Source organism: Paenibacillus albiflavus (assembly GCF_004344915.1).
Classification (GTDB): Bacteria; Bacillota; Bacilli; order Paenibacillales; family NBRC-103111; genus Paenibacillus_AM; species Paenibacillus_AM albiflavus.
This window is the reverse complement of sequence record NZ_SKFG01000001.1, coordinates 88,529-111,442: the sequence shown is the minus strand read 5'-3', so window position 1 is coordinate 111,442 and position 22,914 is coordinate 88,529. Positions and strand designations below refer to the sequence as shown.

General features: G+C 42.0%; 21 protein-coding genes. 15 read left to right on the top strand and 6 right to left on the bottom strand.

Annotation, left to right across the window (positions count from 1 at the left end; all coding sequences use genetic code 11):
• The gene (locus tag E0485_RS00570; protein ID WP_132415507.1) at positions 1 to 2,256 is read left to right on the top strand and encodes an ATP-binding cassette domain-containing protein; all 2,256 of its coding nucleotides are present in this window, start codon (positions 1 to 3) and stop codon (positions 2,254 to 2,256) included.
• A 93-nt stretch (positions 2,257 to 2,349) separates the two neighbouring features.
• Here E0485_RS00570 and E0485_RS00565 read toward each other — a convergent pair whose 3' ends face one another.
• Complete coding sequence (locus tag E0485_RS00565; protein WP_132415505.1) at positions 2,350 to 2,772, bottom strand: hypothetical protein; 423 nt, start codon at positions 2,770 to 2,772, stop codon at positions 2,350 to 2,352.
• Positions 2,773 to 3,057: 285 nt separating this feature from the next.
• Here E0485_RS00565 and E0485_RS00560 point away from each other — a divergent pair, with 285 nt between their 5' ends.
• The 3 genes from E0485_RS00560 (at position 3,058) to E0485_RS00550 (ending at position 5,549) form a co-directional block, all read left to right on the top strand.
• A complete protein-coding gene (locus tag E0485_RS00560) occupies positions 3,058 to 3,513 on the top strand; it encodes a putative iron-sulfur cluster-binding metallochaperone (protein ID WP_132415503.1) in 456 nt (151 codons plus the stop codon).
• Between the two features lie 195 nt (positions 3,514 to 3,708).
• On the top strand, positions 3,709 to 4,440 hold the full coding sequence (locus E0485_RS00555; protein WP_132415501.1) for a sugar phosphate nucleotidyltransferase: 732 nt from the start codon (positions 3,709 to 3,711) through the stop codon (positions 4,438 to 4,440).
• A gap of 35 nt (positions 4,441 to 4,475) precedes the next feature.
• Complete coding sequence (locus E0485_RS00550) at positions 4,476 to 5,549, top strand: glycosyltransferase WbsX family protein (RefSeq protein WP_132415499.1); 1,074 nt, start codon at positions 4,476 to 4,478, stop codon at positions 5,547 to 5,549.
• Positions 5,550 to 5,787: 238 nt separating this feature from the next.
• Here E0485_RS00550 and E0485_RS25660 read toward each other — a convergent pair whose 3' ends face one another.
• Positions 5,788 to 7,137, bottom strand: coding sequence for a hypothetical protein (locus tag E0485_RS25660; protein ID WP_328591230.1), 1,350 nt, complete (start codon positions 7,135 to 7,137; stop codon positions 5,788 to 5,790).
• 604 nt (positions 7,138 to 7,741) lie between these two features.
• Between E0485_RS25660 and E0485_RS00540 the strand changes: the two genes are divergently transcribed.
• Positions 7,742 to 9,271 (top strand): glycosyltransferase, encoded by a 1,530-nt coding sequence (locus E0485_RS00540; protein WP_132415497.1) that lies wholly within the window; start codon positions 7,742 to 7,744, stop codon positions 9,269 to 9,271.
• Between the two features lie 71 nt (positions 9,272 to 9,342).
• Here the strand turns inward: E0485_RS00540 and E0485_RS00535 are convergent, their stop codons facing one another.
• The gene (locus E0485_RS00535) at positions 9,343 to 9,936 is read right to left on the bottom strand and encodes a class I SAM-dependent methyltransferase (protein WP_132415495.1); all 594 of its coding nucleotides are present in this window, start codon (positions 9,934 to 9,936) and stop codon (positions 9,343 to 9,345) included.
• A 148-nt stretch (positions 9,937 to 10,084) separates the two neighbouring features.
• The gene (locus E0485_RS00530; protein WP_132415493.1) at positions 10,085 to 11,479 is read right to left on the bottom strand and encodes an amino acid permease; all 1,395 of its coding nucleotides are present in this window, start codon (positions 11,477 to 11,479) and stop codon (positions 10,085 to 10,087) included.
• 264 nt (positions 11,480 to 11,743) lie between these two features.
• Between E0485_RS00530 and E0485_RS00525 the strand changes: the two genes are divergently transcribed.
• Both E0485_RS00525 and E0485_RS00520 read left to right on the top strand, forming a co-directional pair.
• Positions 11,744 to 12,895, top strand: a complete 1,152-nt coding sequence (locus tag E0485_RS00525; protein WP_132415491.1) for a glycosyltransferase family 2 protein — start codon at positions 11,744 to 11,746, stop codon at positions 12,893 to 12,895.
• Positions 12,892 to 13,974: a tetratricopeptide repeat-containing glycosyltransferase family 2 protein gene (locus E0485_RS00520; protein WP_132415489.1), complete on the top strand. Its 1,083-nt coding sequence runs from the start codon at positions 12,892 to 12,894 to the stop codon at positions 13,972 to 13,974. Before E0485_RS00525 ends, E0485_RS00520 begins: the two co-directional genes overlap by 4 nt.
• 73 nt (positions 13,975 to 14,047) lie before the next feature.
• Here the strand turns inward: E0485_RS00520 and E0485_RS00515 are convergent, their stop codons facing one another.
• Complete coding sequence (locus E0485_RS00515; RefSeq protein WP_132415487.1) at positions 14,048 to 15,127, bottom strand: lactonase family protein; 1,080 nt, start codon at positions 15,125 to 15,127, stop codon at positions 14,048 to 14,050.
• Positions 15,128 to 15,765: 638 nt separating this feature from the next.
• On the opposite strand from E0485_RS00515, the gene E0485_RS00510 reads away from it, so the two are divergent.
• From E0485_RS00510 to E0485_RS00490, 5 genes are all read left to right on the top strand, one after another.
• Positions 15,766 to 16,785: a sugar phosphate nucleotidyltransferase gene (locus tag E0485_RS00510; RefSeq protein WP_132415485.1), complete on the top strand. Its 1,020-nt coding sequence runs from the start codon at positions 15,766 to 15,768 to the stop codon at positions 16,783 to 16,785.
• A gap of 110 nt (positions 16,786 to 16,895) precedes the next feature.
• Positions 16,896 to 17,321, top strand: a complete 426-nt coding sequence (locus tag E0485_RS00505; protein ID WP_132415483.1) for a hypothetical protein — start codon at positions 16,896 to 16,898, stop codon at positions 17,319 to 17,321.
• 181 nt (positions 17,322 to 17,502) lie between these two features.
• Positions 17,503 to 18,828 carry a hypothetical protein gene (locus E0485_RS00500; RefSeq protein WP_132415481.1) on the top strand — a complete coding sequence of 442 codons (1,326 nt, stop codon included), beginning with the start codon at positions 17,503 to 17,505 and terminating at the stop codon, positions 18,826 to 18,828.
• A complete protein-coding gene (locus E0485_RS00495) occupies positions 18,825 to 19,844 on the top strand; it encodes a hypothetical protein (RefSeq protein WP_132415479.1) in 1,020 nt (339 codons plus the stop codon). The genes E0485_RS00500 and E0485_RS00495 overlap by 4 nt, the downstream gene beginning before the upstream one ends.
• A complete protein-coding gene (locus E0485_RS00490) occupies positions 19,841 to 20,815 on the top strand; it encodes a glycosyltransferase (protein WP_132415477.1) in 975 nt (324 codons plus the stop codon). Before E0485_RS00495 ends, E0485_RS00490 begins: the two co-directional genes overlap by 4 nt.
• Positions 20,816 to 20,938: 123 nt before the next feature.
• On the opposite strand, the gene E0485_RS00485 is transcribed toward E0485_RS00490, so the two are convergent.
• Entirely contained in the window at positions 20,939 to 21,499 is a 561-nt protein-coding gene (locus E0485_RS00485) for a manganese efflux pump MntP (protein ID WP_132415475.1), read from the bottom strand.
• A 120-nt stretch (positions 21,500 to 21,619) separates the two neighbouring features.
• Between E0485_RS00485 and E0485_RS00480 the strand changes: the two genes are divergently transcribed.
• The 3 genes from E0485_RS00480 to E0485_RS00470 all read left to right on the top strand — a co-directional run bounded on the left by E0485_RS00480 (position 21,620) and on the right by E0485_RS00470 (position 22,853).
• On the top strand, positions 21,620 to 22,177 hold the full coding sequence (locus E0485_RS00480; protein ID WP_132415473.1) for a Chromate resistance protein ChrB: 558 nt from the start codon (positions 21,620 to 21,622) through the stop codon (positions 22,175 to 22,177).
• 167 nt (positions 22,178 to 22,344) lie between these two features.
• Positions 22,345 to 22,548, top strand: a complete 204-nt coding sequence (locus E0485_RS00475; protein WP_132415471.1) for a helix-turn-helix transcriptional regulator — start codon at positions 22,345 to 22,347, stop codon at positions 22,546 to 22,548.
• Between the two features lie 2 nt (positions 22,549 to 22,550).
• Positions 22,551 to 22,853 (top strand): hypothetical protein, encoded by a 303-nt coding sequence (locus E0485_RS00470; protein ID WP_132415469.1) that lies wholly within the window; start codon positions 22,551 to 22,553, stop codon positions 22,851 to 22,853.
• Positions 22,854 to 22,914: the final 61 nt, after the last annotated feature.

Below are 22,914 nucleotides of genomic sequence, written 5' to 3'. Positions count from 1 at the left end.
ATGAGCGAATCTAATCAGGAATATATCGTAATCTCGGGTGCGAGGGAAAACAATCTGAAGAACGTATCCTTGCGCATTCCTAAGCGGAAGATCACGATCTTCACAGGAGTATCCGGATCTGGTAAGTCATCCATTGTTTTCGATACGATTGCTGCCGAATCTCAGCGTTTGCTAAACGAAAACTTCAGCATGTTCGTACGCACCTTTCTCCCGCGTTTCCCTCAACCGGATGCAGACGCAATCGAGAACCTGAGCATGGCTGTTATTGTGGATCAGAAGCGGCTGGGTGGCGGTTCTCATTCTACGATGGGAACGATTACCGATATTTCTCCGATTCTCCGTCTTCTCTTCTCCCGAGTGGGACAGCCTTATGTTGGACCGGCGCAAATGTTCTCGTTTAACGATCCGCAAGGCATGTGTCCTGAGTGTAACGGAATTGGTCGCAGCTTACGCGTTGACATGAGCAAGGCGCTGGATAAGTCAAAGTCCTTAAATGAAGGTGCAATCATGTTACCGGGTTATTCGGCGGACAGTTTAGATCAGACGATGCTTGTGCAATCGGGGCCATTTGATCCTGACAAGAAGCTGAGTGATTATTCGGAGGAGGAGCTTGATCAACTGCTATACGGCAAGGCGAAGAAGGTGGCGACGCAGTTTGGCGGGAAGTCTGTGAACATTACGGTGGAAGGCTGCATCGAGAAGTTTACGAACAAGTACATCAAACGGGATGTGAAAACGATGTCTGAGCGCACGCAACAAACTGTTGCGCCATTCATCATCGAGGGTACTTGCTCAAGCTGCCACGGAGCGAGACTCAGTCAGGCCGCGCTTGGCTGCAGGATCAATGGACTCAACATTGCAGAGATGTCCTCCTTGGAGGTCGGCCAGCTCATCAGCGTCATTCGAGAGATTGACGATGCTGTCGCAGCGCCAATCGTCAAATCACTGAGAGAGCGGCTGCAGCATCTGGTCGATATTGGACTTGATTACCTAACGCTAGACCGTGAGACGGATACATTATCTGGTGGGGAGTCACAGCGCGTCAAGATGGTGAAGCATCTGAGCGGAAGTCTGGTGGATGTCACCTACATCTTTGATGAGCCAAGTGTTGGCCTGCACCCCCGCGATGTGCACCGGTTAAATGAATTGCTGCAGAAGCTACGCGACAAGGGAAATACCGTGATTGTCGTCGAGCATGATCCCGATGTGATCAAGATCGCGGATCATATCGTCGATGTTGGGCCACACGCCGGCAGCCGCGGCGGTAGCATCGTGTTTGAGGGAGACGTTCAAGGCTTGCTGGAGGCAGGTACACTGACAGGAACTCATATGAAGCGACCACTCCAACTCAAGCATGAATGCAGGCAGCCAACTGGCAAGTTATCCATTAAGGATGCCACACTTCATAACCTGCGGAACGTAAGCGTAGATATTCCAACCGGAGTGCTGACAGTAGTTACAGGTGTTGCCGGCTCGGGTAAGAGTACGCTCATTAACGAAGTATTCCTCAGTCAGCATACAGACGCAATTGTTATCGACCAATCGGCGGTAGGGGTGTCAACTCGTTCGAATCCTGCGACTTACACGGGCATAATGGATGATGTGCGCAAGGCGTTTGCTTCCGCGAATAAGGTGAACCAAGGCTTGTTCAGCTTCAACTCCAAGGGGGCTTGCGAGAACTGCCAAGGGCTGGGTGTTGTGTATACCGACCTATCATACTTTGACAGCGTGAAGCTGCCATGCGAAGTATGCGGAGGAAGACGGTTCAAGGAGGAGGTGCTTGCTTACAAGTTGAACGGTAAATCAATTGCAGAAGTGCTGGAGATGACGGTGGAGCAGGCATTGGAATTTTTCGAGTTAAAAGAGGTTGTGCGCAAGCTCCAGGCGATGAGCGATGTGGGGCTGAACTATATTACACTCGGCCAGCCGCTAAGCACGCTCTCAGGCGGGGAATGTCAGCGCATCAAGCTGGCAAGCGAGCTGCATAAGAAAGGCAGCATTTATGTAATGGATGAGCCTACGACGGGACTGCATATGTCAGATATCGATCATCTGCTAGGGATCATGAACCGACTCGTGGACGCTGGCAATACAGTGATAGTCATCGAGCATAACATCGATGTGATCAGCCAAGCGGATTGGATCATCGATATGGGACCGGACGGAGGCAACAAGGGCGGCCAGGTGGTGTTCGAGGGCATACCTTCACAGATCATCCATGCGGAGCAGTCGATTACGGGTAGATACTTGAAGTAAATTAAATATAGGAATAAAGAGGGGCAATGCCTCTCTTTTTTCCTATAAAGATAAAGCCAATCCTATGCAGAACATTGGATTGGCGTATTGCATTTAAGCGATTTTAAAAATAGTTAAGTTTATACGAGCGCCTTCTGTCAGATTGTTATTTGAATGATTGAGAACTTTGAAAATATTGTTTATACCAGAAAATGCTTGCAGAATCTCAGTAGAAGCAGCTGTAGCAACGGTGTCACCTGAAACGGTTGACGAAGGTCCGATGGCTAAAGTTTCGTTTAGATTGGTGTTACGCAGATTGATAATAGTTTCAATACGTGTGTTGCCTGGGGTGAAATTACTAACCGAGTAATTTACTAGATAAAATCCGGCTTGCGTCAGGTTGAGTTCTGTGTCATTGTTACGCACGATCGCAGAACCTTGCTGAGTAACGATCCCGTCACCGATTCTGATTGGAGATCCGTTAGTAATCACCTCACCAGGTACAAGCACAAAATTCACAAAAATAAAGTCTGCCAATTTCTTTCAACTCCTATTCTTTTATTTTGTGATAGGCATCTCTAAATGGTAGTATGCTCTTCCATGTATGATATGAAGACTGCATTTAAGTGGAACTGTCTATTTGTCTAGCAGGTTATTAAACTACCGTGGAAAATTCATATGTTTTAAGATACTGTACGAAATCTATTGAATTCGAAAGAATACCAATACTAGTGATTAATCTGCAAATGATTTAGTTATGATCATAACAATATTACGTGGTATCATTGAAGGTAATGAATATTGCATGAGGAGTGATCGTAAATGGATAGCTGTTGTCAAACGTCTATCGAGAATCCAACCACAACTAATCTATGCCCTGTATGCAAGCAAAAGGGTAAAAGTGTTCAATTGATTACGTTAAAAGCAATGCTTAAACCAGCAGCGCTAGAAAGGATTCAACCTGAATTGACCTACGTTTTTTGTGGAAATTCGTCTTGCGATGTTGTGTATTTTAGCAGTGTACAGACCTTTAGCAAAGATATGGTCAAAGTCACTGTATTCCAAAAGGACGATGCAGTGGATGTTCCTGTTTGCTACTGCTTTGGATGGACAAGAGAACGATTAATGCAAGCTGATCTGAAAAGTCAGCATCCAATTGACCATATACGAGATCAAGTGCAAGCTAACCGTTGTGGTTGTGACGTTAATAATCCACAAGGAGCTTGTTGTTTGGGCAATGTAACAGCATTCATTCGAAGTTATCATATCTTAAAATAATCAGGGCTCTTATGAAAAAAGCCCTATCAAAAGAGAGCTGTTCCAAGATCTTGACCGATCTAGGGACAGCTCTTTTAGTTATAAAGCTCATTCTAACAATGCTCGTTGAAAATCTCATCACTACAGAATGAAACCATTTTTTTCCGTAACAAACCAGTTTGAGAAACATAACATGAATAAAAAAGGATGGTGACAATGAAAGGTGTCATTCTTGCGGGAGGGACCGGTTCCAGGTTGTACCCCCTTACAAAAGTCACAAATAAACATTTATTGCCAGTAGGAAAGTATCCCATGATCTATCATCCTATATATAAACTGCTGCAGGCCAACATCCACGAAATCCTTATCGTGACGGGTAAGGAACATATGGGCTCTGTTGTAAATCACTTAGGGAACGGGCGAGAGTTTGGAACAGAATTTACTTATAAGGTTCAAGATGAGGCAGGTGGGATTGCCCAAGCGATCGGATTGGCTGAGACCTTTATCGGGACAGATCTCTTTACCGTTATACTGGGTGACAATGTCTTCAATGACCATATTGGATCATACGTGGAAAATTTTATTAAGCAGTCGAAAGGCGCCAAAATTCTAATTAAAGAGGTCTCTGATCCTGAGCGGTATGGTGTACCTGAGTTTAAGAATGATCGAATCATATCTATTGAAGAGAAGCCCAAAATCCCGAAGAGTGGGTATGCGGTAACTGGCATTTATATGTATGACAGCCGAGTATTTGATATTATCAAAACTCTTAAACCATCTGATCGTGGAGAACTCGAAATAACGGATGTTAATAATAAATACCTTGAGAATAATGAGTTAACATACGATGTGATTCAAGGCTGGTGGACAGATGCTGGTACTCACGGATCATTGGCCAAAGCGAACAAACTGGCAAGTAGCATTGATTTTGAGGGTCTAGGCCTGTAAGGGTTGGATTGTTGTCTAACGAGGAGGGAAAAATTGTGAAGATTATTGCATTTTACTTACCCCAATTTCACAGGATTCCAGAAAATGATAGTTGGTGGGGAGAAGGATTTACAGAATGGACAAATACGAAAAAAGCTTCCTCACGATTCCCACAGCATTATCAGCCGCGTGAACCCTATCAGAACTACTACTACGATTTATCTGATCCCTCCGCGCGTAAGAGGCAGGCCGAGCTGGCAAAACAATACGGAATCTACGGATTTTGCTACTATCATTACTGGTTTAAAGGAAAGCAATTACTGGAAACACCGTTTAACGAAGTACTGAGGACGGGTGAACCTGACTTGCCCTTTTGCCTTTCGTGGGCCAATGAACCATGGACCCGCAGATGGGACGGATTAAGCGGTCATGTGCTTATGCCACAAGATTATGGTGACGAACAAGACTGGAAGCAGCACTTTGACTATTTATTACAAGCTTTTAAGGATGAAAGATATATTCGGGTTGATAACAAGCCTGTTTTTATCATTTACCAACCAGGTGGTATACCAAAGTGCGAAGCCATGCTTCAATATTGGAACCAGCTTGCCACAGAAAACGGGCTCGATGGTATTTACTTTGTAGAGACATTAAATGGATTTCCTATTCCGAACGTTAACGGATTCGATGCCAGCGTCGAGTTTGAACCTCATTATACGTGGATTCATGGGGGATGCCAAGATCTCTGGAAAGTGATAAAAGATAATCAAGAACAGGATATTGGGGTGATGGACTACGACAAATTATGGACATCGCTTCTGTCTAGGAATCCGCCCGAAACGAATAAACAGGTCTTCCCTGGAGCGTTTGTGGATTGGGATAATACTCCCCGTCTAGGAAATAAAGCTCTCATATTTCAGGGTGCAAATCCTGGAAAATTCACTAACTATCTCAGTCAACAAATTCTGCGTGCTAGAACACTGTACAATAGTGATTTTGTATTTATTAATGCGTGGAATGAATGGGGGGAAGGAGCCTATCTGGAACCCGATAGCCGCTATGGATATCAATACCTGGAGGCGGTAAAAAAGGCACTAGAGTTGAATGGAATTACCATTCCAAATAAATGATGATGAGTTGAGAAATAGACCACCTATCAAATGAACTGTGTGCCCAATAGTTAGAGAGTGACTAACAATGGGGTGCAGTTCAAGATCTTGGTGGTTTTTTGTTTTGTACGTTCGCCACCCCACCCTGTACGATAGAACGAGCATTATTTTTTACTCCTGAAAGGGACAAAGTGGCATAAAAGTCACCTTTCATGCCACTTTACCGCTTATCGTATTCTCGTGTAGTTGGGGTTACCCGTTAGGGTATACTTAATGTGATAGTAGCTGCTGCTCCATGGGATAAGGCCCCAGCGTTAGAATTTACTTGTACAGATAACAAATCGCCTATATTGACTGGAAAACTTGCGGTCGTTGATGCAAAGAAATGTGGGGGGTTCGGGCCATTTACTGTCGCTATAATCCCTGTACCTGCAAAAGTGAACCCGCCGTCCGTACTCCTAAAGATCTCAGCACTAATCGTATCAGTAGCGTCTAAAGCTTTATCGCGTATATTGAAAAATAAGCCTGTAATTGTTGAGTTCTGTGGTATAACCACAGTATCCCTTACAAATCCATCTGCTCCACCCTGTGACGTACCTAATCCCATGAAATCGCCATTGCCAATTGATTGGTCTGAAGCCAAGAAAATCACAAGTTCTTCTTCTCCCGTAGCACCTGTGGCACCAGTGGCACCAGTAGCGCCAGTAGCGCCAGTAGCACCAGTAGCACCCGTTGCACCTGTAGCGCCAGTAGCACCAGTAGCACCCGTTGCACCAGTAGCACCAGTAGCACCAGTAGCGCCAGTAGCACCAGTAGCACCCGTTGCACCAGTAGCACCAGTAGCACCAGTAGCACCTGTAGCGCCAGTAGCACCCGTACCACCAGTAGCACCCGTACCACCAGTAGCACCAGTAGCACCCGTTGCACCAGTAGCACCAGTAGCTCCAGTAGCGCCAGTACCACCAGTACCACCAGTAGCACCCGTTGCACCAGTAGCGCCAGTAGCACCAGTAGCACCAGTAGCACCAGTTGCTCCAGCACCCGTTGCACCAGTAGCGCCAGTAGCACCCGTTGCACCAGTAGCACCGGTAGCTCCAGCACCCGTTGCTCCAGTAGCGCCAGTAGCTCCAGTAGCACCAGTAGCACCAGTAGCACCCGTTGCACCAGTAGCACCTGTACCACCAGTAGCGCCAGTAGCACCAGTAGCACCAGTAGCACCAGTAGCTCCAGTAGTTCCAGTAGCACCTGTAGCGCCAGTATTACCAGTAGCACCAGTAGTACCAGTAGCTCCAGTAGCTCCAGTAGCACCAGTAGTGCCAGTAGCACCAGTAGCACCAGTAGCGCCAGTATTACCAGTAGCACCAGTAGCTCCAGTAGCTCCAGTAGCACCAGTATTACCAGTAGCACCAGTAGCGCCAGTATTACCAGTAGCACCAGTAGGCCCTTGAGGCCCTTGAGGTCCCTGAGGTCCCTGTGGCCCCTGTGGCCCCTGAACCCCTTTTACTTTCACATTAACTTTTTGCTTCACATTAACCTTTTGCTTCACATTGCATCTGCAAATTTTTTTCCCACATTTATTGCATTCCTTTTTGGGTCGTATGGGGTGCATTTTCTAACCTCCTTCTTTTATACTTATGTATGGTATGAAAGTAACTATAAATGAGTAAAGGTATTTACCTAACCTAGCAACATAAATGATGGATTGGCCCTCTTTTTGATATAGATATTATATTAATTCAGAAAGGGGATGTCCCATAGAGATGAAAACCCGAATAAAAAAGAAATGGCGATACAGGAATAACCCTCTATACCACCATTTCTATTGATGCGCATTTCGCTTGTTTAATTCACAGAGGTACTTGAACCTTTAACTTTCACATTAACTTTTTGCGTTACATTAACTTTTTGCTTCACATTGCAATTACATCTTCTACGCTTACGCTTACATTTACGTTTTCTACGCTTGCAACCACAATCGCTAATCCTTAATTTTATACTTACCTTTTTGGATTGATCATCTCTAGGAGTCATTTTTCTAACCTCCTTCTCTTAAACTTATGTATCGTATGATTAAAGCTATAAATGAGTAAAGGCATATACCTGAAATTGCAATAAAATGATGGGGATAGGCAGACATTAGTCTAAACAATGTGCTCTTTCTTTCATAACATAAAGAAGAAATGGAACAGAAAACTATGAAGAGGTGGAAGAATATGTTATCGAATCATACTCCACTATTGACAGCTCATCTATTTATTTCTGGAATGAAATCATGGGATGGATGGGAAGACATGCTCATTAGACTGGGTGAATCTGGTATTACATTGAAAATATATAAAGCTAACGATTCATTGGTGAAAATAAAACCTAAAAACCCCCGTGTCTATCTATCATTGGGAACTGAGCTTGAGGAATTTCATACGTTGAATTCATTACCTTATCACGAAAGAAAACGATGGTTACATTATAATTCTCCGGAAGAAATACAACCTGATAAATTATTTTTTTGTTGGCTGAGCAGTACAGATCCACTACCTGACAACAAAGCTATACCTTTAACTAGATTTTCTTCGGACACTCCTCTAATATCTGTATTCACAGCTAGCTTTAAATCTAATAAAAAAATACAGCGACCTTATAATTCTCTTTTGAATCAAACGTACTCTAATTGGGAATGGGTGATTGTTGATGACTCCGGTGATAAGGATGTAACCTATGGCAAATACTTACTTCCTTTAAAAGATCCTCGGGTAAGAAGGTATCGCCAAGATTCTCGCAATGGTTACATTGGAGCAACCAAACGGTATGCAGCAGGTTTATGCACAGGGGAAATATTGGTCGAGTTAGATCATGATGATGAGTTAACCCCTGACTGTCTCGAGAAGATTGTCCAGGCATTTAGGCAGCATCCTGAGTGTGGTTTTGCTTATGGGGAGAACGTAGAGGTATATGCAGAGAACAATTATGCTCAATGGTATGGTTGGGATTGCGGCTTTGGATACAGTGTGTATTACCGTGTATGGATCCATGCAATGAATCGATGGCAAAATGTGTTGAAACAAACTACAATTAACGGGGTTACCATTCGTCATTTGGTAGGGTTACCGAATCATCCTCGTGCATGGACGAGGGAATGTTATCATCTGATCGGAGGTCATCGTGAGGAACTATTGGTTTCAGACGACTACGATATACTCATGCGGACTTTTCTTTCCACGAAATTTGTATTGATTCCTCATTTACTTTATATCCAATATCGAAATGAAGATGGGGATAACTCTACTTTTCATAGAAATCAGCAGATACAAATCCTCGTCAATGAACTAGAAAGTTATTATCATCAGAAAATACAGGAAAGATTGATAGAATTGGATCTACCTGAAAGTGTAGAAGATAGTCGTGTATGGGAGACAACAACAGATCATCCAGCACGGAAATCCGCTCATGTGAATTGCGAAGACTTTTCAAAAAAATCGATTCTCTTTCCGATTCCTTATTCCTCTTCTAAAGAAGAGCATACTGAATTACTAAAGACGCTTCAAAAGGGAATAGAAACGGGCTTTCAAGAGTTTGAAGTCGTGGTTGTAGGCAATGTTCCAGCAGAAGTCGAAACCTTTGCATCAAAGTCGCGGGTGGGGGCGATCAGGTGGTGGCCAATGGAATCGGATGATTCCTTAGAAAGGTGTATTGAGTATGCCAACCTATGCTCTTCTTGCAGTGACAAAATAGTTGTATTGCCATGAATCCCTCAGAATTGAAAAACCCTCAATTTCTTATTAATAAAGAATTGAGGGTTTGTATTATATTATGAAGTCTAGTTTAATTTACGAATGAGACGCAAACTGTCGTAATCACAAACATATACATATTCTTTACTCACACAAAGTTCATCAACTGCTCTTTGGACACCGTGATAAACATTGTAGTCATGAAATGCAATCATTCCACCGGCAACAACTCTTGGCGAATAAAGTTCTATATCTCTCTTTACGTCTAAATAGTTGTGATTTCCATCAATAAATAGAGCTGAAATACGCTTAGGGCATTCAAGGAGTGCTTCATGACTATATTTTTTTATGATAACGACATAATTCTCAAGTTGAAATCCTAGTATATTTTTTTGAAAATCATTATAGTATTCTCCATATTCAGTACTTGGAATAAAAGGATCAATAGCATAGATCGAACGTTTTTGATTACTAATCCACTTACTCCCGAGACCAAGGGCTGCTGTGCTTTTTCCTTTAAACGAACCAATCTCAATGATTTCCCCATCTAAATGATCAACTAAAGCCGGTAAATGCAGAAGTGCTGATTGTTCATAGCCGGTCAACCAACCATCTACCTGATCAATGAATCCATACAATTGACTAATTTGTAATGGAGGATTATTTTCGTTTATGTTCATTTTTAACTCCTTTCTAAAATCGTTAGTATAGGATACGTCCAAATTTCTGTGATGCTACAATTTTTCAACATTCGGGATGAGGTTTGAACCCCAAAAAAGGCGTCCATCTGATGATGATCGCCTTTTCAGCATTCCATATTGTTATTAACTACAATTTCCGATAGCGCAGCAGAAGCGGATAGAATAGAATGCCGCTCGCAATCAACGCAACACCAAGCAGAAATGTCTTGAGGTTCGCCGTGCCTGCTACAATGACCCACAGTGAGTAAATAGCTGCCAGAGCCGCTATTATTCCTTCGGTCACACGTTCTTTACGCAGTGAGTAAGTTTCACCGGTCCAGGTTAGCTTGAGGTGATATATCGATGCGATCAGGTAAGGCAGCAAATAGGCGAGCGTAGCGATGTAGATGATAAAATCAAACGCAACCGAGATGGAGCCAGAGATCGTGGAGAACAGCAATATCTGACCGATTGTGTTGGAGACCCAAAGTGATTTCTTAGGCATTCCCTTGTTATTTTCTTTGCTAAAAGACGGCAGGAACACACCCAGCTTGGCTGCCTGGAACGGTACCTCGCTGCTTAGAAGCACCCAGCCGATTGTGGAGCCGAGCAGACTGACTAAGCCAAGACCGGCGAGCAGTTTACCAGCGACTGGGCCAAGCACACTAGATATGCCGTCCACCAGCGGGTTTTGGGAAGCTATCAATTGGTTTTGTGTAAGCAACCCCATCGTCAAGACGCTGATGCCGACATAAAGTACGATGGCAATTAGCAGCCCTGCAATTGTCGCACGGCGGATATCCTGCTTGCGGCGGGCACGCGAGGCAAATACCATGGCGGATTCCACGCCGATGAAAGCCCACAGCGTTGCAATCGCAGCAGCATTAACCTGAGATAGTAAACCGAGTGTCTGGCCGCTGTCATTTGTACGCGGAGCCAGAAATGGTCCGATGTTGCTCTTTTGGAACGCAAACAGGGCAATTATGATAAAAAGAGCAAAGCCAATGACTTTGGTCGTGGTGGCAATGAGGTTTAACAAACTTGCACCTTTCATACCCTTGAGACAGATGGCATGCGTCCCCCACAGCAGTATTGAGCAAACGAGAAACGTTAGTACATTGCCGGCTTGTATCGTGATACTTCCCAATTTGAACCATTCCTTGTCACTAGTAAGGACCGGAAAAAAAGCGGATAGGTAGCTCGCGAAGGTCGTGATCACCGCCACAAAACCTGCGATATTACCGATCCAATATCCCCAAGTAGCCATAAAGCCAGTTAATAGGGATCTATTGGAGCCTTCACGAAACAGCTCCTTGGCATAGATTTGGGGACCTCCGCTAAGTTCAGGTTTACGGACAGTCAAGCTGCCGAAGACTAACGCTAGTGTAAGTACGCCGAGTCCAGTTGCAGTCCAAGCGAGAATGACGCCGGCAGGACTTGCCGCTTCCGAAAGAGATCGAGGCAGCATGAAGATCCCGGAACCGACCATATTGCCGACCACAAGAGCTGTCAGAAGCCAAAATCCTAATTTATGTCTAGTCATGATGAAGAACCCCTTTTGCAAATGTTGAAAAGTATGAAATTAAATCTGTTTATCTACGAAAAGTGTACTGACAAGTTCCCATCATACACTTTTTTGTGGTAAAGCGCCAGAGTAAATTTTAGGGGAATCCACACGTAAAATACCCAATATGAATCCTTGATCTCCAAAATAGGTTACACAATATCAACTACCAGCATATACCTCTAATAGTACGTGCAATCATTATCCATGCAGCTTGGAGCCTACTAATAAAGAGGTGATGTAGTGACAACCAGCATCATAATATTGACCAATAACCAGCTTCCATTAACTAATAAGTGTTTGCTAAGCATTCGTGAACATACCCAGGATTATGAACTTATTGTTATCGATAATGGATCGACGGACGGTACGGTTGCTTTTTTAAACACACAGCCCGATGTAATCGTTCATGCCAATAACGAAAATCTTGGCTTTGCCAAAGGTTGCAACCAGGGGATTGAATTATCAAAGGGAGAGACCATTCTTTTTCTAAATAACGATACGATCGTAACGGAACATTGGCTGGACAATATGCTGAGTGTTCTGTATGAAGATGAAAGAGTGGGAATGGTTGGCCCTGTTACGAATTATTCGAGCGGCCATCAGCAAATTCCAATACCTTATACCGATGTGAGCGGAATAGACTCGTTCGCACGGCGCCACTGTGAAGAGAACGCAGGTTGTTATATGGATGTAAGGCGTTTGGTTGGGTTTTGTTTATTAACGAAACGCTCTGTGTTGGATGATATTGGACTTTTTGACGAAACGTTTGGTTTGGGCAACTACGAGGACGATGATCTTTGCTTACGCGCTTTACGCAGCGGATATTTGCTAAGAGTGGTCCATGATTCCTTTATTCACCATATTGGTCATGCGACGATGAAACATTTGCAGGAAACCAGTCTGGGCATCTTGTTATTGCAAAATAGCCACAGAGCATGGGAGAAGTGGGGGAATGACATTCATCAGCTTATTTATAAGGAACTACCAAAGGTTAGCCTGTGCATGGTTACACAAGATGCCGAGTTGACACTTAGTCGATCTTTGGAATCGATTCTGGACGAGGTAGATGAAATTATTATTGTTGATTTGGGTTCGACTGACAAGACGGTCGAGATTGCCAGTAACTATACGCCTCATGTATTTAGATTTCCCATACAGGAAGATGAGGAAGCTCCTTACCGCTATGCGTTCACTCAAGCAATAGGGTCGTATGTCATTTGGCTCGAACAGGGTCAGGTGTTTACCAGCAAACTCATGAAAAAGCTCTGCAGCTTGAAATTTACGATTGAGGGGAACCAAGATAAGATCGCTTTGCAGGGTGATACCTTCTTATATAGAAAAGATGCTGGATTTCAAATTCCGACATGCTTGATGGGGGGGCAGACACATTGATCACGATTAGTTTATGTATGATCGTTAAGAATGAAGAAGAATCACTTGCGAGATGTTTGTCATCCGTTAAGGGAATCGCCGACGAAATTAACATAGTGGATACAGGCTCAACGGATCGAACGAAGGACATTGCAGCGCAATTTACAGACCGAATTTTTGATTTCGAGTGGATTGATGATTTCGCAGCCTCCCGCAATTATGCATTTAGCAAAGCAACGAAAAAATATATATTATGGCTCGACGCGGATGATTTCATTAAGGAGAAGGATCGGCTGTTGTTTATCCAACTAAAGAAAAAGCTATCTCTTCATGTGGATAGCGTGACCATGCATTATTATCTCGGCTTCGACGAGGCGGGCAATGTGACTTCCAGCTTAAAGCGAAACCGTCTGGTCCGAAGAGACTGCTACTTCCAATGGATTGGTGCTGTACATGAATACTTGGCTGTCTACGGGAATATACAGAGCAGTGAGATTGGCATTACGCACAGTAAAGATAAAGTGTATACCGACCGCAACTTGCAGATTTATACCAAACGAGAGCAAGAGGATAAGACGTTTACACCAAGGGATTTATACTATTTTGCCAATGAACTGCGCGATCATGCTCACTATAACAAGGCAATCCAGTATTACGAAAAATTTCTGGATGGCAAGCAAGGGTGGATAGAGGACAATATTCAAGCGTGCATGAAGATGGGGGAATGCTATGCAAAGCTGGGCAACAAAGATAAGCTGGTACAATCCATATGCCTGACTTTGTTGTACGATAAGCCGAGAGCTGAATTTTGTTGTACGATGGGAAGCCATTTTTTAGAGCAAAATCACTATCAAACCGCGATATACTGGTATACAGAAGCAACAAACTACAAGCCGGATAGCCGTAATATGGGCATGAATAATCCGCATTTTTATACGTGGTTGCCGCATGTGCAGCTATGCCTTTGTTATGATCGACTAGGGCATCATGAGAAGGCGAATGAACATAATGAGATCGCACTATCCTATCATCCTACGCATCCAAGCATGCTGTATAATAAAGAGTATTTCCAGAAACTGTTTGCTGAACGAAACAGTTAAATCAGAAGAAATGGAACCAACCAAGAAGTAATTCTCTGGTTGGTTCTTTGGTGTTTTGAAAGTATCGGGAAAATCATAGAACAGCTAAACCTTGTGATCCAAAATATGGATATTGGCTCGAAGCAGCGACTTGCAAGCTAACTAGATTACCATCATCCTGGATACTAAATACGGAAATTGTGCCCTGATTACCGTTTAGGGTGTAAAAATTGCGACCATCTTTACTGACTCCAGAATCTATTGGTATACCTGTAGGTGCGCCAACTGGTGTACTTGTAATATGCCTGAGCACCGTTAACTTTCCGTTATCATCTATACGGTAGGTAGATATTGTGCCACTTAGGGTATTCGAGGTATATGCAAAACGTTCATTCCTTGTAATTGCAATCCAGCATGCTGTCTGCTGGCCGTTCTGAACAGAGCCACTGATAACACTCAGTATCCCGTTGTTACTCATAGAGTACGATGACACTGCGCTAGAAGCTACCTCCGTAACTAAAAGGATTCCTGAAGATAGAAAACAAGAACCTAACGGTCTCGTGCCATTAGAACCGTTAATGATTGGTCCAGTAACAGTACCATTGTTATGTACATGGAATACACTTAAACGGTCTGTTGTAAACTCAGATACAACGATTTTACTGCCATCTGGCGTGAATAATACCTGCGCTGGTTGAGCATTCATCGTACTTAGATAATGGATGGACCCCGGAATATGAGTAAGTCGTCCATTATCTTCTATGCGAAAACCAGTAATATTGGATGCAATATGATTGGAAGCATTACCTGCATTTGAAACATAAAGAAGGTTACCAAATACATCTACGCTGTTAGGCTGAATACCTTCCGAAGGCTTCACATCGGCGAGAACAAGTCCTCCACTGTCGGTAATGATGAAGCTGCTGATACTATTACTGCCTGCATTAACTGCAAATAAGAACCGGCCATCACGGGATAAAGACAGCGATCCTTGTGACTCAAGGGGGTCGATGCCATCGTTTGCTGTTACAGGTGAAATTTTCCTTGTACCAGTACCTCTGCCATATGTGGGGAAAGAACCCATAAAGGTTAGTAAACCATTTAAGTCTCGGTTAAAAGCAAGAACCATATTCATCGATTCCCCATTAGTCATCATGTAGACCATCTTAGGCATAACTTTCCTCCTTTGAGCAGTACTTGCTCCGCCTTAGATTAAATTATCGATTAATCTTATTCATCTGAGCCAAAAACAATACCCCTACAGCAAATCTGTGGGGGCATGATGCTCATAAGACAGGTTGCCTGGTGCAGATCAGGACTTTCAGAACAAAATCGTACACTTTGCCGGTGATATCAAATGCTGGAATCCACTTTCCTTTGGTTTTTTTCACTATACAGAGAATCTAAACCTAACCCCCTGGAGATTTTCTCAAGTGCAGCTGATGCAGCCAGTGAAGCGTAGATTATTGAAGAGAAAGATCTGTGCCAGAGGGAGAACACCACGGAAGTCGATAAAAACGGTTGCACCCCGATCACTTAAAAAACAAAGCCAGGTTAAAGTGGGTATCCGATTAAATCTGCAGCCAAATAATGTTCTTCTTGTACTGATGAACATAAAAATAGTTATAACTTAACAAACCCTCGTCAGCTGACGGAGGTTTTTTGGTGTTGGCGTATTTTTCTTTCTACTTAGACTCTTACTAGTAGCAGATACATATCACATTCATATAGTAATTTACAAGAACAGTGTATGTTTCCAAAACCATTTAGAAGAAAGGCGATGTTGGTAATTAGCGTTAGGAGGTTATTTTATTGAAGGGATTAATTTTATGTGCTGGAAAAGGTACGCGACTCCAGCCGTTCACTTATACGAAGCCCAAATGTTTGATTCCTGTCTACGGTGAACCTATCGTTATCTCTATCATTAGTAAATTTGCGAGGCTAGGGATACGGGAAATCGGGATTGTAATGAGTCCCACCCAAAAGCTGATACCAGAAACGCTGGGTAATGGGGAAGCTTATGGGGTGTCACTCACTTATATAATGCAAGAGGAGCCGCTGGGATTAGCATATGCCGTTAAAGCTGCCCACTCCTTTATTAATGAAGCTCCCTTTTTTTTAATGCTAGGTGATAATCTGATAGAAGGCGCACTGGAGCCATTAATAGCATTACCGGACAACAGAGATATCGCGGCGTCCATTTTACTAACTGAAGTGGAGGATCCACAGCAATACGGCATTGCTCATATTTCCAACAACACAATCGTTGGTTTGCAAGAGAAGCCGCTTGAGCCTAAGTCCAATTTGGCAATAGTGGGTGCTTATGCCTTTTATAGTAGTGATATCTGGAAGGCAATAGATCAGCTTAAGCCGTCTAAGCGCGGGGAGTATGAATTGACCGATGCCATTATGATGCTTATCAATGTGGGGAAACAGGTCACGTACAGCATTACGACAGAGCCATTCTTTGATATTGGCAATACGGATCGTTGGCTGGCTGTTAATCGATACAAATTGGATGCAGGTCACGAACACATGCCTTCAACCCATGAACAATCACTTCGCGAAGCAAACGTTACGCTTATTCCACCTGTTAATATTCATCCCTCAGCAAAGCTGGTTCGAAGCGTTATCGGACCTTATGTTTATATTGGCCCCAACTGTTTCCTGACCGACTGTCGGATAGAGAACAGCATTCTGATCGATCATGTTCACCTGTCAAATCTCAATGCACACGGAAGCATCTTCGGATCCAAAGTCGAAATCTCTAGTTCTATTAACTCAAATAAACCTAGCAAATTCATCATTGGTGATTCTTCTAGTATTAATTAAACGATCTATTTACAATCTATTAGACTCTTATTAGTAGCAGATAGAATTCACTTTCATATAATACGATCAGATAGAGAAAAAATTAACGACAGAAAGTGAGTGATCTATTAATGGCTGTATCAGCTGCTAGTTTTCATATTACGCTTAGTTCAAGCCAATCGTTTAATCCAGGTTCATCAGTTATGTTTAATGAAAATATTTTTTCACCAGCTGGAGAAACAGATATTACCCTTTTACCCGATAATTCTACGATTGTATTGAAGACAGGAAGATATGTAGTTAACTATACGGTTAGTATCTTCAATGCCAATGAAACTATTAAAATGGCGCTATTTGTAAACGGACAATTCCAAGATCAAGGCTTCTCAGCAGGCCCAACATTCGATGGTGATGGTCATACTTCCGGAGATGCTCTATTTATCGTTACAGCAGCTACCGCTACTTTGGAACTGCGTGTTGATACGCAGGGTGGACCGATCACTCCGTTCTCCCAAGTAACAATGGTCATTACCAAACTCGTTGAATCTACATCATAATGACAACTAGTTGTCCTTCCTCTAAGGCTTTACGCCGAAGTGGGAGGATTTTTTGTGTATATATGGGACAAGGGCCTTAAATAGGTCTTTTTCCTAGATTAATAGCCTATTACTTTACAAATAGACTTGCATATATTGGTTAGAAAACTATAAGGCACTGTGAAAGGAGTTGGCTGAATACGTGATTATAGGCACAGTAGTGACAAATAGCCATATAGCAAGAGCTAAAGTATTGGCACAGTCTATTAAAATGCATCACCCCGAGTTCAAAGTAGTTGTTAGTCTAGTGGAACGCAGCTTGAACCCGGAGTTTGCCGAATTTCCATTTTTTGATGAAGTTATTTTGTGCAAGGATACTTGGAAAGGTAACTTCGATCAAATGATTTTCAAATATGAAGCATGGGAAGCATGTTGTTTCGCTAAAGCTCCGCTATTGAACTACATTTTCAATAAATATAAGGAAGAAAACCATGTATTATTTTTGGACAGCGATATGCAAGTTTTAGCTCCGTTAGATGATCTTTCAGGACGATTTAATAGAAGCTCCATCCTCCTAACGCCACAACACATTTACAAAGGCAATGAATACGACAATTTCAAATATGGCGTGTATAATGCAGGACTTATTGGGGTTTCGCGGTCAAGCGAGGGCCAAAATTTTATTAATTGGTGGTCAAAGCGGCTTGAACGGCACGCCTATTTTGCTGAATATGATACGCTTTTTGCAGAACAGAAGTGGCTGAATCTTGTTTCCGCATTTTTTAATGATGTCGAAGTTATTAAGCATCCTGGCTATAACATTGCAGGTTGGAACTTTAACGAGCGGCAAATCTCACGAAGAGAAAATGGTCAGATTGTGGTTAATGGTGAGCCATTGTATATCCTTCATCATCATGGAATCAACGAAATGGAGAATAATGTTAAGTCTGAGGACTTCGTAAAAGATCACCAAGTATTAAGCGAGTTAACAACAGAATATGTCAAACAGTTGAATGATATGGGGAGACATCGGTTTTCTTCTATCCCATGGGGGTATCAATTTTTTACAAACGGTACTTCCATTTTAAGAGCATCCAGATTAATTTATCGCAATAATTTGAAATTGGAAAAAGAACATCCTAATCCATTTCATCTTAACAATGAGTTTTTTGGCCAATATCAAGAGAAACCGGAAAATATCGAACAACCACGTAAGCGACGAATAACCAAAAGAAGAAGAATCAGATGGAGTAAGAGGAGGAGAAAAGTACTCATGAAGAAGAAATTCAAACGTTTATTTAGAATGAGAAGAAAGATAGCGATAAGGAAACGACAGCTTGCATTAGTACTTAAAGGTCGATCAAAGGTCACTTCCAGGCAATTTAAAGTAGCTCTTAATAAAAGAAGACGTTTAAGAAGACATTTAAGAAGACGTTTACGTATTGTCATATTAGTAAAAGTAATTATTAAATTGGGGAAAAAGACAAGGACTCGACATTTTCATTTGAAGAGGAGCAGGACTATATGATCGTATGTACAACGGCAACCTTATCTCATGTACCATATGCGATGGAAATGGCCAAATCTCTACGCAAGCATATTTCCAATGTCAAAATAGTCCTTGGACTTGTAGAGGAAGAAGTACCGAATGCGGTTTCTAGCTCTGTATTGTTCGATCAGATCATTCTTGCCAAAAACTTGTCGATCCCTAACTTTAATCGGTTTATGTTCAAACTTACTGTCCCATTAAGTCAAAATTCGATTAAGGCACAATTGCTTCATCATTTGTTTGAAACCGACCGCAGTGCCGATATTGTTGTTTACGTAGATTGTTTTACTTATTTTTGCGGACCGATTCCTGAAGCTATTCACATGTTAGATCATTATCCGATCGTTGTAACACCTCATCTAATAGACGTTCATTTTACAGATGCCTATGAACGCGAAATGAGTCTATTAAATGATGGAACTTTTTTTGGTGGTTTTATTGCACTCAAACGGAGCGATGAAGCAAAGGACTTTCTATTGTGGTGGTCTGACAAACTGAATAGAGATATACGCGATCCGTACGCAAGTAACTTTTTTGATCAGAAATGGTTGAATTTTGCGAATGTTTTCTTTAATGCGGGCATACTCAGGCATTCGGGATATCAAGTCGGATTTTGGAACTTTTATGAACAATCGCGAGAAATTGAATCTCAAAGCAATAACAGCATTATGCTAAAGGGTGGACCTTTACGATTGATGAATTTTGGCAATGAGAACAACAATTTTGATCTGCACCTTGATTCCTTGTCAGAAAGACAAAGCATGAGGATGCAAATTCTTAGAAATCATTATCAAACGAACATAAATTCACATGATTCATATGGATTAAGACAACACGCTGTATGGAGTTATGGTAGCTACCAAAGCGGAGAGAAGATAGCTGATGAAGCAAGAATCAAATTTCGAGATTTGCACCACGATCATGTCCCGGCGAATCCATTCGAGCTCAGCAATAGGCAGATCATGTCTACATCGAAAGGAGCTGACCATGCATGAAAATCGCTGTAGTATCCTCCAATACTACAATTTTACCGCCACCAAGAGATGGCGGGACTGAACGAATCGTTTTCGAATTGAGTGAGGAGATCGCCAAAAGAGGGCATGAGGTTATCTTGTATGCACGTGGCGGAAGTCGCAGCAGCGGTACGTTATATAGTTACCCTTTTGATGAATTTTTCGATTTCACAATAGGAAGATATGTTCAAGAAACACTTCCTCCGAACGTTGACATTATCCATGATCATACGTTCAGTTCAATCATGAGCAGTTTATCTATGGGGATTCCTATTGTATCAACTCGCCATATTCCCAAAATGACCGATGCATCTCATCCAGTATATGTAAGCAATGAGGCTTTGCACTCGGTTGGCAGGGGGAAGGGAACTTTTATTTATAATGGCATATCTCCTGAAGCGTATCAATTTAGTCCTACCAAACAAGATTATTTGTTATTTTTAGGACGGATTGTTCCTTCGAAGGGAGTCGCCCAAGCTATAGAGGTGGCGGAACAGACCAATAGTCGACTAATAATCGCAGGACCGAAACATGATACGGGTTATTTCAATCGCTATATTTCTCCAAAACTGAAAAATAACCATAAGCTGACTTACGTTGGGCCTGTCGGAGGTCAGGAGCGGCAGGATTTGTTGAAATATGCGCGTTGTGTATTATTTCCAATTCAATGGAGTGAGCCTTTCGGCTTGGTCATGATCGAATCGCTGGCATGCGGTACCCCTGTTCTTGCATTAAACAAAGGCTCTGTAAAAGAAGTGCTGCATGGCCTGCCACACTATATATGTAATACACCAAGTGAAATGGCCGGAAAGTTACGGTATATTCAGAATATGTATACACCATGGGAACTTCGGAACTACGTATCCCAGCATTTTCACATCAACAACATGACTGAAGGTTATTTGCAGTATTATATGAAGGTAATTCATGAGAAGCATCATTTGCAAAGGTAAAATCCCGATGATAAAGCTGCTGCTAACCTATTTTTATCGTTGTATATTAAAAGAATCGCTAAACGTAGGCTGATCCTGTACATGAGGATCAGTCTTTTGTGTGTACACATATCTCAAAAATGATTAATGATGTAATAAATGTGTGATGGCATCAACTAGTATCCACAATCCAAGCAATCCAAGAATAATGCCAGCTAATTTCTCTGACCATTCACCAAGATATCTTTTCAACTTTGAACCAAACGTAAGTCCAACAAACGTAAAAATGAATGCTTGAAGCGCAACTAAACTGATGGTTAACGCAATAGGTACTCCAACAAGACCGATTGAGAAGCCAACTGCCAATTCATCCAAACTGATACTAAGTGCTGTTATGAATAATGTCCAACCAATCAAATTCCCTTCCAACTTTTCTTCTGCGTTATCCTCGTCCTCAAAGAAGATTAACCAAATGGCTACCGTCAATAGAGCAGTTGCCCCAATTAATGAAGCCCAATTACCAATGAGTTGACCTGCGCCTTTTCCGATGAATAGCCCAATTAATGGCATTAGTGCCTCTGCAAATGCAAATGTAAGTGCGATTTTCGTTTTACTTTTAGTTTTAATACACCCTAAAGTCATTGAAATCATAAGCGTATCCATTCCAAGTGATAAAATCAAAGCAAACATTTTCAAGACGACCAAGACGATTCCCCCTTAAAGTTGTACAAAAATGAAACAAATGTTACATTTATATATAGTATAACATTTTGATAAATGCAACAAGTGTTTCATTTTTAAAATAAGGAATAGGAGGAAATATTTTTGAGCGAAAAGCGGAAATGGCTTATATTATCATATCGTGTACCTGCAGAGCCATCTACATTGCGTGTTCGTATATGGCGGACGCTAAAATCAATTGGGGCTTTTTATTTACAGCAATCCGTATGCGTACTTCCACTTACATCAAGTATCCAAGAGAAAGCAATTAAACTTCAAAATCTCATTTCCGAAAACCATGGCGAGGTTATTGTGTTAGAGGTTGAACAGTTTTCGGATATTACTGAAGAGGAGATGATCCACGCATTTAATCAACAACGTGAAGTCGAATATGCGGAATTTATCGAGAACTGTAATGCCTTTTTTGAAGAAATTAAGAAGGAAACGAGTAGGGGGAAATTCACATATCACGAAGTAGAAGAAAATGAAGTAGAATTGGTTCGGCTCAAAAGGTGGCACCGAAAAATTTTGAACCGTGATTTTTTCCAATCGCATTCCAGTGTAGAAAGTCAAAATAAATTGGATGAATGCATCGCTTCACTAAATCATTTTACGCAACAAGTATATGAAAAAGAGGGGAACAAAGAAGGTGATTTGATGTAGAGTTTATTTCACTTAGGCCGATGTATGCTTAATATTTTGCATACAATAGGCCTTTTTATTATGGGGGCTAATTGAAGAAAAGTAATGTTATGTAAAGCATGCTTGACATACGGTTAAAAGTAAAGTATGCTTTACGTAAAGTTTCTTTTACATAGAGGAGGGGTTGGATGGAACATCGCATTAAAGAACTAAGAGCAGCATTAGGGCTAACACAGGAACAGTTGTCTGAACGAGTAGGCGTTTCGAGACAGACGATTATATCCATTGAGAATGGTCGATATAATCCATCCTTGGAATTGGCTTATAAAATTGCGAAAGTGTTTGATCGCTACATAGAAGATGTATTTATTTTTGATAAGGGAAGTGAGTAATCATGAATTGGGATCAAGTTGGAGTCTTACTACTGATACTGTTAGCTGTAATTGGAGGATTATTGGGGATATGGTGGGGGCGCAAGCAATCAGCACGTCGAAGGGGACTTGATGAAAGATATCATATTATTTCAAATAAATCTCAAGCAGTCGCATGGAAAATTACGCTCGCAGCGATCTATATCCTGTTTATCTTAATAGCAAGTGGTGTCAAATTGTCCGCTGCTCCTGCACTGGGGATTGTATTGTTCATTCATTTGGCAGGCTGGGCATTCTCTAATATATACTATAATGTTAAGCTTTAGTGAGTCGGAACCGTTACCTGATACATTCAGGTGGCGGTTTTTTGTGTTTGCAATGTCCAGC

Excerpts from the sequence above, each read along its gene's own strand:
- E0485_RS00490 (WP_132415477.1), top strand. The coding sequence starts at position 19,841 with ATGAAAATCGCTGTAGTATCCTCCAATACTACAATTTTACCGCCACCA.
- E0485_RS00570 (WP_132415507.1), top strand. The coding sequence starts at position 1 with ATGAGCGAATCTAATCAGGAATATATCGTAATCTCGGGTGCGAGGGAA.
- E0485_RS00470 (WP_132415469.1), top strand. The coding sequence starts at position 22,551 with ATGAATTGGGATCAAGTTGGAGTCTTACTACTGATACTGTTAGCTGTA.
- E0485_RS00530 (WP_132415493.1), bottom strand. The coding sequence starts at position 11,479 with ATGACTAGACATAAATTAGGATTTTGGCTTCTGACAGCTCTTGTGGTC.
- E0485_RS00475 (WP_132415471.1), top strand. The coding sequence starts at position 22,345 with ATGGAACATCGCATTAAAGAACTAAGAGCAGCATTAGGGCTAACACAG.
- E0485_RS25660 (WP_328591230.1), bottom strand. The coding sequence starts at position 7,137 with ATGCACCCCATACGACCCAAAAAGGAATGCAATAAATGTGGGAAAAAA.
- E0485_RS00535 (WP_132415495.1), bottom strand. The coding sequence starts at position 9,936 with ATGAACATAAACGAAAATAATCCTCCATTACAAATTAGTCAATTGTAT.
- E0485_RS00515 (WP_132415487.1), bottom strand. The coding sequence starts at position 15,127 with ATGCCTAAGATGGTCTACATGATGACTAATGGGGAATCGATGAATATG.
- E0485_RS00505 (WP_132415483.1), top strand. The coding sequence starts at position 16,896 with ATGGCTGTATCAGCTGCTAGTTTTCATATTACGCTTAGTTCAAGCCAA.
- E0485_RS00495 (WP_132415479.1), top strand. The coding sequence starts at position 18,825 with ATGATCGTATGTACAACGGCAACCTTATCTCATGTACCATATGCGATG.
- E0485_RS00540 (WP_132415497.1), top strand. The coding sequence starts at position 7,742 with ATGTTATCGAATCATACTCCACTATTGACAGCTCATCTATTTATTTCT.
- E0485_RS00555 (WP_132415501.1), top strand. The coding sequence starts at position 3,709 with ATGAAAGGTGTCATTCTTGCGGGAGGGACCGGTTCCAGGTTGTACCCC.
- E0485_RS00560 (WP_132415503.1), top strand. The coding sequence starts at position 3,058 with ATGGATAGCTGTTGTCAAACGTCTATCGAGAATCCAACCACAACTAAT.